17 protein-coding genes and 1 riboswitch are annotated in these 12,984 nt (G+C 49.7%); of the genes, 7 read left to right on the top strand and 10 right to left on the bottom strand.

All coding sequences use genetic code 11. From position 1 onward, the window contains the following. Positions 1-238 precede the first annotated feature (238 nt). Entirely contained in the window at positions 239-1,141 is a 903-nt protein-coding gene (locus AAFJ72_RS04910; RefSeq protein WP_432776272.1) for a DNA adenine methylase, read from the bottom strand. 156 nt (positions 1,142-1,297) lie between these two features. On the opposite strand from AAFJ72_RS04910, the gene AAFJ72_RS04905 reads away from it, so the two are divergent. From AAFJ72_RS04905 to AAFJ72_RS04895, 3 genes are read left to right on the top strand one after another with little or no spacing between them, the layout of a single operon-like run. Further along, a complete protein-coding gene (locus AAFJ72_RS04905; RefSeq protein ID WP_432776271.1) occupies positions 1,298-1,528 on the top strand; it encodes a helix-turn-helix domain-containing protein in 231 nt (76 codons plus the stop codon). A gap of 4 nt (positions 1,529-1,532) precedes the next feature. Further along, positions 1,533-1,916 (top strand): DUF7690 domain-containing protein, encoded by a 384-nt coding sequence (locus tag AAFJ72_RS04900; protein WP_432776270.1) that lies wholly within the window; start codon positions 1,533-1,535, stop codon positions 1,914-1,916. Continuing rightward, positions 1,910-2,410, top strand: coding sequence for a DUF7687 domain-containing protein (locus AAFJ72_RS04895; protein ID WP_432776269.1), 501 nt, complete (start codon positions 1,910-1,912; stop codon positions 2,408-2,410). Before AAFJ72_RS04900 ends, AAFJ72_RS04895 begins: the two co-directional genes overlap by 7 nt. A 69-nt stretch (positions 2,411-2,479) precedes the next feature. Here AAFJ72_RS04895 and AAFJ72_RS04890 read toward each other — a convergent pair whose 3' ends face one another. Next, the gene (locus AAFJ72_RS04890) at positions 2,480-2,734 is read right to left on the bottom strand and encodes a spore germination protein (protein ID WP_432776268.1); all 255 of its coding nucleotides are present in this window, start codon (positions 2,732-2,734) and stop codon (positions 2,480-2,482) included. Between the two features lie 266 nt (positions 2,735-3,000). Here AAFJ72_RS04890 and AAFJ72_RS04885 point away from each other — a divergent pair, with 266 nt between their 5' ends. After that, positions 3,001-3,267, top strand: coding sequence for a KTSC domain-containing protein (locus tag AAFJ72_RS04885; protein ID WP_432776267.1), 267 nt, complete (start codon positions 3,001-3,003; stop codon positions 3,265-3,267). Between the two features lie 57 nt (positions 3,268-3,324). Here the strand turns inward: AAFJ72_RS04885 and AAFJ72_RS04880 are convergent, their stop codons facing one another. The 7 genes from AAFJ72_RS04880 to AAFJ72_RS04850 form a co-directional block, all read right to left on the bottom strand. Next, entirely contained in the window at positions 3,325-4,071 is a 747-nt protein-coding gene (locus tag AAFJ72_RS04880) for an amino acid ABC transporter ATP-binding protein (RefSeq protein ID WP_432776266.1), read from the bottom strand. Positions 4,072-4,085: 14 nt separating this feature from the next. Beyond that, positions 4,086-4,745 (bottom strand): amino acid ABC transporter permease, encoded by a 660-nt coding sequence (locus tag AAFJ72_RS04875; RefSeq protein ID WP_122906916.1) that lies wholly within the window; start codon positions 4,743-4,745, stop codon positions 4,086-4,088. A 124-nt stretch (positions 4,746-4,869) separates the two neighbouring features. Continuing rightward, on the bottom strand, positions 4,870-5,646 hold the full coding sequence (locus tag AAFJ72_RS04870; protein WP_122906917.1) for an amino acid ABC transporter substrate-binding protein: 777 nt from the start codon (positions 5,644-5,646) through the stop codon (positions 4,870-4,872). Positions 5,647-5,881: 235 nt separating this feature from the next. Beyond that, positions 5,882-6,214 (bottom strand): AzlD domain-containing protein, encoded by a 333-nt coding sequence (locus tag AAFJ72_RS04865; RefSeq protein ID WP_122906918.1) that lies wholly within the window; start codon positions 6,212-6,214, stop codon positions 5,882-5,884. Further along, positions 6,205-6,939, bottom strand: coding sequence for an AzlC family ABC transporter permease (locus AAFJ72_RS04860; RefSeq protein WP_432776265.1), 735 nt, complete (start codon positions 6,937-6,939; stop codon positions 6,205-6,207). The genes AAFJ72_RS04865 and AAFJ72_RS04860 overlap by 10 nt, the downstream gene beginning before the upstream one ends. Before the next feature lie 22 nt (positions 6,940-6,961). Then, positions 6,962-7,786, bottom strand: coding sequence for a TrmB family transcriptional regulator (locus tag AAFJ72_RS04855; protein WP_432776264.1), 825 nt, complete (start codon positions 7,784-7,786; stop codon positions 6,962-6,964). 130 nt (positions 7,787-7,916) lie between these two features. After that, a complete protein-coding gene (locus AAFJ72_RS04850) occupies positions 7,917-8,099 on the bottom strand; it encodes a hypothetical protein (RefSeq protein WP_122906921.1) in 183 nt (60 codons plus the stop codon). 278 nt (positions 8,100-8,377) lie between these two features. Beyond that, positions 8,378-8,462: riboswitch (cyclic di-GMP riboswitch) on the top strand. A 148-nt stretch (positions 8,463-8,610) separates the two neighbouring features. Here AAFJ72_RS04850 and AAFJ72_RS04845 point away from each other — a divergent pair. From AAFJ72_RS04845 to AAFJ72_RS04835, 3 genes are all read left to right on the top strand, one after another. After that, entirely contained in the window at positions 8,611-9,174 is a 564-nt protein-coding gene (locus AAFJ72_RS04845; RefSeq protein ID WP_432776263.1) for a GNAT family N-acetyltransferase, read from the top strand. A gap of 5 nt (positions 9,175-9,179) precedes the next feature. Beyond that, on the top strand, positions 9,180-10,643 hold the full coding sequence (locus AAFJ72_RS04840; protein WP_432776262.1) for a methyl-accepting chemotaxis protein: 1,464 nt from the start codon (positions 9,180-9,182) through the stop codon (positions 10,641-10,643). Positions 10,644-10,876: 233 nt separating this feature from the next. Beyond that, on the top strand, positions 10,877-12,478 hold the full coding sequence (locus AAFJ72_RS04835; protein WP_432776261.1) for a sensor domain-containing diguanylate cyclase: 1,602 nt from the start codon (positions 10,877-10,879) through the stop codon (positions 12,476-12,478). Between the two features lie 145 nt (positions 12,479-12,623). On the opposite strand, the gene AAFJ72_RS04830 is transcribed toward AAFJ72_RS04835, so the two are convergent. Further along, positions 12,624-12,974 carry an STAS domain-containing protein gene (locus AAFJ72_RS04830; RefSeq protein WP_432776260.1) on the bottom strand — a complete coding sequence of 117 codons (351 nt, stop codon included), beginning with the start codon at positions 12,972-12,974 and terminating at the stop codon, positions 12,624-12,626. Between the last annotated feature and the right edge of the window lie 10 nt (positions 12,975-12,984).

Raw genomic sequence — 12,984 nt, 5'->3', positions numbered from 1 at the left:
CACGGCGCCGATAAATTTCAAAAATGTGCAGATCGTTCAAAAAAAATGACCCTCATGCCAAGGATCGCGTTATGTTACAACAAGTTTGCTTTATTTTACCATGTACGGCCCGTCTGTCAGAAGCGACAGTTTTGCAAACTTCTTGCGCGGTGGAACAAGTTCGCTGCCGGAAAAGCCAGGATCAAAGGCGCAAAAAAAAGAACCCGTGCAGGTGCCAGGTTCTTTTTCCATTGCCAGATTACCAAGTGAGCAACAGCCTGTCGTGCACATCTTCATTGACCATTTCTTCGCCGACTCTTTGCAGACGGTTTATCATGGAAATCCCGCAATTTATCACGATACTTCTCGCAAACAAGCCATCCGGCGGCTTCACACCGATGTCTTCGGATTTCGATTTTTTCTGGCCATTAATGGAGAGCATTACCTTTGCCCCTCTTTGCTTGCAGGCGTATATCGCTTCCCATAAGTCTTCGATCCTGAATGTTTGCGAACCGTACAAAATACTTTGGCTGTGCGTGTACGGCGGGTCACAATAAACCAGGTCGCCTTCGCCCGCCAATTCCATCACTTCTCGAAAATCTTTATGCAGGAACGTAACTTCTTTTACCAACTGGTGCCAAATCTCTACGCGCCTGGCAAACGCCTCTGGCGGAATCGGCTTGTGCGGCCCGATTGGTGTGCTCATATAGCCATCGCTTTTGCGAAAGCGGACGACACCCGAATAGCACGTCCTGGTCAATACGGCAAAGTCAAGGGCATTGAAAGTTCGATTAAACCGTTCCCTGATTTCCAAATACTTTTGTTCCCTGTTCGCGTTAAAATCTTTTATACAAGTCTCGTAATGACGGATCAATGTGTCCGGATCATTTTTGACATACTCAAAAATACCGATCAGAAAAGGAAGAATATCCCCGCCAATCGCTTGATTGTATCGGGGAAACAGGCTGTTTTGCTTTTCCGCTGCCAGCTTTCCCAATACGGCACCACTTCCGAGAAAAGGCTCTATGTACGTGTCAATTTTTTCAGGCATATAGGAAACGATCTCTTCTGCAAAACGGTGTTTATTCCCGACCCATTTCAGCAACTGCGGGACATCCGCTATTTTCGTTTCCAGCTTGGCCTGCACTTTTCGACTCATCATGAAAAACCTCCTGACAACCATGCCCCATTTTAGCATGAATGGAGAGAAAAAAGTATCCATGATGTCACTTATAGTCTGTAGACCAATAGTCTACATGATAGTACTTTTGTTTCAAATGGAAAAAGAAAGAAATGGATACAAAGTGGTTGATACCCGATGGAACATACAAAAATCAAACAACAATTTGGGGCAGTGATCCGCAAACTGCGCACGGAACAAAAATTGACGCAGGAAGAACTGGCTGGGCGCACCGGTTTACACCGCACCTACATCAGCGAGGTCGAACGCGGTGAAAGAAACGTGTCGCTGGAAAACATCGTGAAACTGGCAAACGCTTTGCGCACCCATGTCTCTTCCGTCTTTCTACTGATTGAAAAAGGGGAATAACACCATGAAACCTAATCCGCAGTTTCTCCATCGCGACTCTGCTTTCTGGGCGTATACGAAGCTCATCTCGGAAAAGCTCAACTACTCCAAAGGCGGAGAGATTAAAAAGTATTCGCCGACGGAAATGACCTCCAAGCTGCAGGAACTTGGGATTGTCATTGACCAGCCAATGCTGGACGACGTGAAAGCATACCTCGATTATCGGGCAGATGTGCTGAACGGAACGGTCAGGCAGTTTTTCATGGATGTACATACGGCGAGAGAAGCGTTTTACAAGCTGCGGGGGGAGCTCTATGACAAGAACGGCTATACGTGTGCCCTCCCGATTAACAAGCAAAAAGGCGAAAAAAGGACTACGCCTACTTTACAGGCATTGTCAATATGTTGACGGAACACACGCTTCGCACATATGCCAAACAGAACGGATTGCTGTATGGACGTGATGTCAAATTTGACGATAACCCGCTAAGCTTGTCCTACATCACAGACGAACTCGGCAGGCTGCAAGGCATTTTGTCCAGACGCTTTGACGGAGCCTACCCAAGTACGGAAAATCCGCTCGCAATCTGGGAAATAAAAGAATACTACTATACCACCACGTTTGGCAGCAGAATCGCGGACGGCGTGTATGAGACACAACTGGACGGCTTTGAGATCAACGCCATTTCGACAGAAACAAAAAAGAAAATCCGGCACATTTATTTCATTGATGACTACAACACCTGGTGGAATATGGGAAAATCTTATCTGTGCCGCATCATCGACATGCTGCACGTCGGTCACGTAGACGAAGTCATCTTCGGCAAGGAAGTTTTTGAGCGCTGGCCGATCGTGCTGCATGAACTGCTTAACGATCAGGAAGTATCCGTACAGAGCAGGTAGACTGGTTGCTAACTTCCTCTGCCAGCCTGGGCTTGTCCACACCGCTGCAACTGCCTGCTTGCAAAAACGCTATATCCGCTTCCGCCCCTTCGCCCGTCTGGACCGTTTTCTGCACATGGAACACCTGGAGCACTTGAGGCCCCCGATGTCCCATGTGTTCGTCTCGCTTCGCTCGGTGACGACATTCACGACGTTGCCGCTGTTGTCGCTCCCCGCACCGGAAAAGGTTTTGCTGACGCTCTTCGGCGAGTTGTTGGCCGTGTTGCCAAATTGGACGGTACCCGAATTGTTCACAATGTGTACGTTTCCCACAAAGGTCGGCAAACCTCTCCCTCCTTCCCGCGTTCGTCGTGGAATCCTTATACCGTATGTGCGGCAAGACGCGCCTGATTGTACGTTGGTTGAGTGTGCTGCAAAAAAAAGTCTCCCGGATGGCAGACGCCGCAGGGAAAGCGGCTATGGTGCAGCTCTACCCGCGATTCTCCTGGCTCATTTTATGGGCGGTGTGCTATTTTTATATGCTGAAAGCTAGTTTTTGAGTAAAATAAAAGCCTTGGAGAAATCGAACACAAAAAGGAGTTTGCCGCGAAGTGAAATCTATCTTTCGCCAATGGTTTTCTCGCAACAACAAGAGCGAGGAAGGGCCCAGATACAAACAACTGGATTCCGACCTCATCAAAGCCATCCGCTACGATCTGGAGGCCCAGCACCTGTACATCCAGTTTCACGACGGCCGCGAGTTTGTCTACTGCAAGGTCTCCCCTTACGCCTACAACGCCTTCCTGAATGCCGACTCGTTCACGGAGCATTTTCACTCGTTTATCAGCCAACGCTATTTGCACTACCAGGTCATGTAGCACAGTCACGGACCGGACATGCAAAAGCCCTCCGGTATCATCCAGAGGGCTACTTTGTTACTTCAGCGCACGCTGCAAAAAGGCTCGCGTCCGCTCGTATTTGGCATTTGTGAACAGCTCTTCCGGCGTTCCCGCCTCGACGAATTCTCCGTTATCCATAAACATAATCCGGTTCGCCACTTCTCTGGCAAAGCCCATCTCATGCGTGACAACCATCATCGTCATATGCTCGGAGGCAAGCTGCTTGATGACCTGGAGCACTTCACCCGTCAGTTCGGGATCGAGCGCAGACGTCGGTTCGTCGAACAGCAAAATGTCCGGTTTCATCATGAGCGCTCTGGCAATCGCCACACGCTGCTTTTGACCGCCTGACAGCTTGGCGGGATAGACATTCGCCTTGTCTGCCAGCCCGACCTTTTCCAACAGCTCTGCGCTCCGCGCGCGAATGACGTTTTCTGCTTCTCTCTTGACCACCTGCGGGGCGATCTCCAGATTTTCGCGCACAGTCAGATGCGGAAACAAATTAAAGTGTTGAAACACCATCCCCATCTTCGCCGTGATTTGCTTGATCTGCTGGCTGGAGCTGTACACGCCGTCCTTCACCAGATAGTCATCTGCGACACGGATGCTCCCGCCATTTACCTGCTCCAGATAGACCAGGCTGCGCAGCATCGTGCTTTTTCCTGAACCGGACGGGCCGATCACTGCGACCACATCGTTCTTGTTGATCTCAAAAGAGACATCCTTCAAGACTTCCAGCTCGCCAAACGATTTTTTCAGATTGCTTACTTGAATGATCGCCATTTCTCGCCAGTCCTTTATTCGAATTTGAATCTTTTTTCCAGCCATTTAAAGAGCAGAGTCAACAAGAGAGTCATCAGCAAGTAGATGACACCCGCGATAAAAAAGGGAACGATGGTAAAATCCCGGTTTACAGCCGTCTGCGCAAAATGCAAAAGCTCCGGCACAGCGACCGCATAGAGCAAGGCTGTGTCCTTTACCAGTGTGATCGCTTCGTTGGAAACAGCTGGAAGTGCTACGCGAAACATTTGCGGCAGGATGATCTTCGTCGTCGTCTGCCATTTGCTGAAGCCGAGCACCTGTGCCGCTTCGTACTGGCCTTTGTCGATGGACAACAGCCCGCCCCGGAAAATTTCCGCAAAGTAAGCCGCGTAGTTCAGCACAAAGCCCACGCAGGCAGCGACGAAGCGATCCATCACCAAATATTCGCCAATCACCGGCAACAGCGGGAGTCCGAAGCAAATAAACAGCAGCTGCAAAAGCAGCGGTGTCCCACGCATCACGTACACGTACGTGTGTGCCAGCCACGCCAGCGGCTTCACGCTGCTTCTCGCCATTAAAGTAATGAGAAAGCCCAATGGGATCGACAGCACAATGGCGATCAAAAACAGCAGGATCGTCATCTGCGCTCCTTCCAGCATCGGCTTTGTAATCGAAAGAATGTAGTCTGCGCTCATATGTTCATGCTCCTGTTTGGATCAGGCAGGCTTTGGCTTTCCCGGCAGAGCCTGCCCTTTGTTTTTCGTCGTGACATAAGCGTGGCTTCGCCCGTTTCCCTGGCGAAGCCATCGTTTCTTTCCATTATTTCAACACGCGATCCTCGCCAAACCATTTTTCCGAGATTTTCGCGGCGGTTCCATCCTGATTCAGAGCGTCCAGCGCCTTTTGCAGCTCGTTCAGCAGTGCTTCGTTGCCTTTTTTGACCCCTACGCCGTACTCTTCAGGCGCCAACGACTCGTCCAAAAATTTGAACGCTCCCGGCTCCTTGGTCATGTAGTAATCGGCGACTACCTGGTCGATCACCACGGCATCGATACGGCCGATTTTCAAGTCGGAAAGCGCCAGTACGTTGTCCGGGAACTCTGTAATTGATTTGACCTGGTTTTTCAGTTCGCTTGCATTCAGGGCATCAGCGGCCGAGGACAGCTTTTGCAGCCCGACAACCTTGCCAGTCAAGTCAGCGAGCTTCGTGATCTCGGAATTCGCCAGCGTGACCACGACCTGCGCGTTTTTCAGATACGGCTTCGTGAACAGCACTTTTTCCTTTCGCTCATCCGTGATGGTGTATCCGTTCCAGATCAGGTCGATCCGGCCGCTGTTCAATTCAGACTCTTTGGAACCCCAGTCGATTGGCTGAAACACAACCTGCTTGCCCATCTTTTCGCCAGCAGCGCGGGCGTAGTCAATGTCAAAGCCGACCAGCTCGTTCTTCTCATCCCGGAAGCCCATCGGCGCAAACTTGTCGTCGATCCCGATCACCAATTGATTGTCGTCAGCAACTGTTTTTTCGCTGGAGCAGCCAACTGCCAAGGAAAGGACAGCTCCGAAAAGCAATGACAACAAGGCAAATTTTTTCATGATAATTCTCCCCCTGTTTCGCTACATCTCTATTTATTTCATTCTGATAAAGTGGTAATACGTTAACAAGTTATCATGATAGCACATCATGAAAAAAGAGTCGAGACTTTAGCAAAGAAAAGCAAACAGGAAAAGCATTCCGAAACAAAAAAACGCCGGAAATCCCCAGCGTTGCGCCTGTTGGCGCGAGACAAGCTTCTGATTTCATCCAGATCCGGCTTCCCACTCTCCCCTTTTACAATAGCGGGAAAAGGTAGCGCAAGATCATGATCGAAACCATCCCGACGACAACCGTACCGAGCAAACTGCGGGTGATGATCGCCACGAGAAACGTCGGAATCGCTGCCAACAACTCTACATTAGCCAGAAGCGACAGCTTTCCCTCCTGCAAAAACAGCTCCTGCCCGACCAGTGCCGCCATCACCGCAATCGGCACATAATGCAGCCAGCGAACTCCCCACTCGGGCAGCTCCATGCGCGACAGCACCATCAAGGGCAGCACCCGCGGCAAAAACGTGACCAGCGCACTGCCTAAAATAATGAGAAAAACATCCCATCTCACTTCCATCTCTCGATCACCATCCCGATTGTCGATGCGCAAAGCGTAGCCACGATGACGCCAAGGTTGCCCGGATACAGGACAGACACCCCGACCGCGATGACGACTGCGCTGATTGCGACGACGATGTCCAGCCTGATTTGCTTGCGGCTCAACATCGCCAGCACCAATAAGCCGATAAACATCGCCGGCAGGGCAAAATCAAATCCTAGCTGCTCGGGATTGGCAATCCACTGTCCAAAATAGGCCCCCGCCAAATTGGCCGCGATCCAGTTGAGGTACGCCGTTATGTTCAAGCCGTGCATCCATTTTTCGTCGATCTGCTTGCGCTTTGCCGCCTCGTTGATCGCCACCCCGAACGTCTCGTCCGTCAAAAGTGAGCCGACGAGCATGTTCCGAAACGCCGACAGATGACGGAAGTAGGGGGACAGAGCCGCGCTTAGCAAAATATGGCGCAAATTCACAAACAAAATCGTAATGATGATACCCGTCGCAGAGCTTCCGGCGGCAATCATCCCTGCCGCGATAAACTGCGCGGAGCCTGCGTACAGCAAAATGCTCATCAAGGCAATTTCCATGATGCTAAGCCCAGCGGTCTTTTCCAGCACGCCTGCCGCAAACCCGATGCTTAAATAGCCGAGCAGGGTAGGAATACAATCCTTGACCCCCTGCAAAAAGCTCCCCTGTTCACCTGCGCTCGCCAATGCTTCCACTTGCACCTGTTCTCGCCCCACTGTTCTCCCTCTCCCTCTTCTTTCACTCCGGCTGGTTTGGCTTGAATCTTTTCCCTGTGACCACATGATATAGGTCCGGCTTGTTGCGCCAGAGAGACTCCACCTTATCCGGCCCAAGCCCCTTCGTCACTGCCGCAAACATAATATCGTGGCGAATGTACTCGACGGCGACCAGAACGAGTGCCGGGTCCTTCGTTTTGACCGCCCAGGAAACCGTGTTTGGCGCAAAATTGGCAATCAGCACTTCCTCCAGATCCCGCGCGACAATCGTGAGATGCCCGCCCATGCGCTCCTTGGCAACATCAGGCGCCATATAATCATGATGATACGTCGTCCCGATCCGCGTCTCTTGCGGGCCAAACAGAACGGAAAAGACGGCAATTCCTTCTTCCGTACGCTTTTCCACTGCTTCCTGGACAAATGGCACCTGGGGCTCCCAGATCGACAGCCACACTTCCTTGCCAGCCTGCTCGATCATTTGCCTCATTTCCATGAGCACCCGCTCGTCGCCGCTGATACGCTGAATGACGTCGATCTCTTGCTCTGACTCCAGCGCCGACAAGTTTTTCTCCAGGTAGTCGAAGGACGCTTCAAACTGTCCACGCAACCGGCGAACCAGCTCCCTGGCTGGCAGCGGCGCATACGTGACCGGCTCGGAAGGCACGATGTACACAGCCCCCTTGTCAACAAGCTTGCCGACGACCTCGTAAATCATCGAGCGCGGCACGCCGGAGCGCTTGCTGATTTCGTATCCTGTGATCGGAGAGTGCTTGAGCAGGCTGATGTATGCCTTGCACTCGTACTGGGAAAATCCAAGCTTTTGCAGTTCCTTGTAAATGTCTTCCATGCCGACTCCTTTTATAGTAGTTAGTGTTATACTCACTATAAATTCAGAATCGTTTCTTTGTCAATGTGTTCCTTTCCGATCCAGTAAAAAAAAGCCCTCCGTGTTGGGGGCTTTTGGGACGGTAAACATCCTAGACAAGATCGCGCACTTTTATAAAAGAAACGTTCCTTACATTGACGACGACATCATCGTATTGCAGCCATCCATCTTTTTGGTTGGCGACCATTTGAATGATTTCTTCCGGTTCGGTCGTCTCGATTTTGACCATCTCGCCTCCCGAAAAGTGAAATTCGATCGTTTTGACCTCTCTCATTTTGCATCCCTCCTGTTTTTCTAGTTATCGGATGGATGAAAAACTTTTGTTACGCACGAGCCAGCCATTTTGACGATTCGCGAAAAAGTCCTGGCACAACCCGCCTATGTTCCTATCGATCCACTTTTTTTTCGCTCGTTTTTCTCTATCAAAACTACCAATTCTGAGCCGTTTACTTACTAATAAATTGGTCATTTTACCCTACCAAAACTTGACAAACTTGCTTCAATTGGATTATATTTTACACAATTCGACACTTCTATACATAATTCGCAAACAGATGAAAAAGGCAAAGTCATCGAAAGGTGGCGACGCAAAACCACGGGTCTAAAGTCTTTTGACCATGACGGCCGGGTTGCCATCCATCATAAACATAGTCATTGGATGATGGCGACTTTGTGCTGTTCCCGTATGTGGAATGGCTTTTTTAAATCCCCAAAGAGGAGAGAGGAGGAGCTCATATACCCATCAACAGTAGACTTGTACATCCAAAAACAATAGAGAGAGAAAAATGGAGTGGAGTATAATGTACAAACTAGTTGATACAGCAGAGTCCTTGGCACTTTTCCACGAAATCAAAGAAAGCGTCTGGACCTCCATGGGTTTTGAAATGGAATACGCAAAAGACGGTTCCGATGTCTATCTTTTGATGTCCGATGGAGACGAGCCAGGGGGAACATTCGAATTCACGCCACACGAAAAATCTTCCGACTATCTGAAAAATTTGTTTCAGGACGTCTTGACAAGCGAAATGAAGGTCGTCGAAGTGGACAGTTTTGCTGTCTTGCCCAAGTTCCGCGGAAAACTCGGACGCTGGGGAATAGCTCTCATGATGGATTATGCTGAAAAACACGGTTATACGCATGCAGTCGGTTTGTCGGATCCGGCTTTTTTCCAGTTAATTAACAACAAGTACAATGTCAGAGCGACACAAGTGAAAGAAATCGTCTTCTACAAAGGGGCAAATGCCATTCCGACTGTCTTCCACCTGCAGGAAGCCTATCTGAATAAGCACAAGCCTGAATTTGCCTGGTATCAAGCGCTTTGCAAACAAATAAAAGTCGAGGTAGGTTGACTGACATGGAACTCTTACAAAGAAGAAATAACTGGGTCGTCTTTGTTTTTGCAAGCATCATTACCACCGTCCAGGTCTTGAACCTCATCATGGGGGTTCCGTTCTCCTTCGTTCTAACCGTGCTGGGAATTTTGTACGGGGTGCTCGCACCTTTTGCCTACTTGTCCAACCGGCCAGCCTTGCGGGACAAGATGGCTCCCTTCATGAAGTTTTTCAACTTCGCTGTCATCGGCATTTTCATGTTCGTCATCGTGGGGCTCGACCCTTGGCTGGTCAACATTATGACGATCATGTTCTACGTCGCGGTCATGGGCATTTATCAGGACAGACTGATTAACATCCTGACCCTGCTTGCAGCATTCGGAATTGTCTCCTACTATTTCCTGACGAACGGCGAAGCAATTTTCTACACATCCGATCCTGCTCATCTGTTGTACTACTTGCTGGCCTTCGGCTTCGTGTCCGCTGCGAGCATGCTGCACTCGATTTTCAACAACAAGCTGCAGCAGGAAAGCGAAGAGCAACAGCAGCAAGTGATCGCCTCCAAAGAATCGCTGCAACGCATTCTGGACCAGATCAACGAATCGCTTCACACTGTCCAGGAATATCAGGAGAATTTGAACAAGGTCACAGATGGCGTGAATGTCCGCGCAGTTGAGACAGTTTCTGCCCTCCAGGAGATCATGAATTCGTTCTCCACACAGACAGACAACACCAACGAACTGCGCCGTGAGATGGGCACAACCAACCATCAGGTAGAGGACATGACCCGCTCTGTGACAGAAATGCACGAATACGTGGAATCGACCAAGGAAGCGACCAATGAAAGCAGCAAGCGCATCAGCAACATCGGCAACGACTTCGAACGCTTCATCAAGGACATTCAAGGCACAAACCAGCTCATTCAAGAGCTGAACAAGGAAACGGAATCGATCGAAAAGATCATCCAAACGATCTCGGATATTTCGGCACAGACCAATCTCTTGGCGCTCAACGCAACTATCGAGGCTTCCCGGGCGGGCGAGCATGGCCGAGGCTTTGCCGTCGTAGCAGAAGAGGTGCGCAAGCTGGCCGAGTCTTCGAAGCTGTCCTCCGAATCAATCGCGACCCTGTTGCTGACGATTCGCCAAAAAATGAAGCTCGTCTCCGACATGATCTCCGAGTCCCAGCTTTCGTTTGAGAAAAACAGCGAAGGGATCATGGAGGTTCAGGAAATGTTTACAGACGTGGACAAATACATGCACAACTTCGCAGAGAAAACGAAAAATCTGCAAGAGTTTATCGTCCACGTCCACAGCATGATTCAGGAAGTAAACGCCAAAGTCGAAGTCAATGCAGAGATCACCGACAAAAACAAGGAGAGCCTGGAAGAAGTCCTCATGCTCGTCTCAGAGCAAAAAGAGGAAATCGTCAAAGTATCCGGCGGGTTCGAAAAGATCGAGCAACAAATCCGCAGCTTGAATACTTAAAACAGGTCGACTAGATTTATCTAACTGCCCTCTGTCTGTAGAGGGCAGTTTTTTTATAGGCAACCCCCTCTTTCCTCCTGTTTTTTACAGTTGTGAGGCAAGTGTAGGATTATCTTCATAAATTTTATTTTTTGCATGGCATGTCCCGCTCGTATGGCTTATAATACACATGTTATTTTTACTGTTCTCGTCTATACATGGATCGATCCAACGCAAAGAGAGGCCTTAACCATATGCCTGTTTTTCATCGTTTTCTAACGAACCATGGGAAAAAGATTGGTTTGACTACCCTGTTGACGGGTATGGTTTCCTTGTCCATTCTGTTGACGCTGACCATTCTCCTTGTCGCTTCGTATCAATCCAAAAAAAAATCACTGATCGATACGACTCTCACTCTCAACTATTCGAGCGCCATCAAAATGAGTCAAATGATTGACTCCTTGTTCCAATCCATGCGCAGCAGCCTGCGTTACTCCGCCAGCGTACTGATTGACCATCCCATACACACGCAAGAAGAAGCCAATGAGCACCTTGAGATCCTTCGCAGAACAGGCAACTACTTCAATTCGCTTACCGTCGTAGACGAAACAGGAACGATTCGCATTGTGTCCCCGCCTTCCATCGGCACTGTAGGGGAGAAACTTGTGCACAAGGAAGCCCAATACGCACTGGCATTGAAAAAACCCTACATCTCTTCACCCTATATTTCCAAAAGGTACAACCGCCTCCTGCTGTTTTTAAGCGAACCGCTCTATGACAAGAACGGACGGTATCGCGGATTCATCGGAGGAACGATCTATTTGCAGGATCACAATATTTTGAACATGATTATCGGCAGCCCGGATACAGACACACCCGGCTTTTCTTATACCATTGTCGGCTCAAATGGACAGATGCTGTTCCATCCGGACAAACAGCAGATCGGCATGGACATCGGATCCAATACGGTCGTAAAGAAGCTGCTTGCCGGCAACAACGGCTATAGCCAGATGCTGGGCGTAAACGGCGATCTCCTGCTGGCCGGGTATGCGCTGGTTCCCGCAACCGGCTGGGGAGTCATCGTCACCTCCCCCATGGAGCACGTTTACAACGAGTTGCACAGCCAGGTGAAAATGATGCTGCTCTATCTGCTGCCACCCTCTCTCCTTCTGTTGCTGATTGTCATTCAGCTCGCCCACAGACTGGCAAGACCTTTTGTCCATCTGGCCAACCTGATGAGCAAAATGGGCTCGGAAAGAGTCGAGATTCCTCCTGCCAAGCACCATTGGAACCGGGAGGCTGATTTATTGACCAAAGCATTCCGGAGAGCGGCCAAAAAAATCAAAGAGAAAACCGACCGTTTGACCCACGAAGCAACCACCGACGTGCTCACGGGCCTTGCTAACCGCCGTTCCGTCGAAGACATCCTGCAAGCATGGACCAAAGAAAAACTGGACTTTTCCGTCCTGCTGCTGGACATCGATCACTTCAAGCACGTAAACGACACCTTCGGCCATCTGGTCGGCGATGAAGTCTTGAAGCTGTCTGCGGAAATCATGAAAAGCTCTGTGCGAAAAGATGATGTTTGCGGACGCTTTGGCGGCGAAGAGTTCATCGTCCTGCTGCGCAACGCCTCCATCAATGGCGCCTTTGCCGTAGCCGAAAAAATCAGGACCCAGATAAAAAACACCGCGAATCCGACCGGGAAAACGATTACCGTATCCGTCGGGATCGTCAACAGCCCGCTCCACGGCGACTCTGCTGCCCAGCTCATCGACCTGGCCGACCAGGCTTTGTATCAGGCAAAAGAGTCCGGGAGAAACAAGGTCGTGGTTGCAGACAGCAAAGAATATTGAGCTTGTACGAAAAAAGACGACCGCATCGCTCTGTCGCGGATGCAGTCGTCTTTTTTCCTGCGTTTGTTATCGCTTTATCGCTTTTCGCAAGCTGGCCTTTGTGCTTCGGACCCGATTTTCGGAACAACAAGCGCTCTGTGTTCAGCTAATTTGTATCGCTGACAGGTTCAAAATCCCTTTTTAGATCAACAAAAATTTCACGCCCTAAAATCTCCGGCAACTGCAATAAGGAAAATACATACATGACTTCCTGACTTACTTTTGTGATCGCGACCTGACTTCCCGCTTCCCGCAGCTCATTAATCAACGTCATCAATAATCCGATTCCGGAAGAATCGACAAATGGAACGTTCGAGAAATCAAATTCAATGTCTTGCCTTTCCATCAGCGCGGGGGTGATTTCGTCCTGCATGATCTCTGTTACATCAATATCCAGGTCCCCGTTGATTTTCACGATCGATTTGGACTCTTCCTGAATGATTTCATACGTAAACACCTGACTCACT

Origin of the sequence: Brevibacillus gelatini, assembly GCF_050920745.1 — a bacterium.
In the GTDB taxonomy this organism is placed as follows: domain Bacteria; phylum Bacillota; class Bacilli; order Brevibacillales; family Brevibacillaceae; genus Brevibacillus; species Brevibacillus gelatini.
The sequence above is the reverse complement of the archived record's forward strand: the minus strand, read 5'-3'. Positions and strand labels throughout refer to the sequence as shown.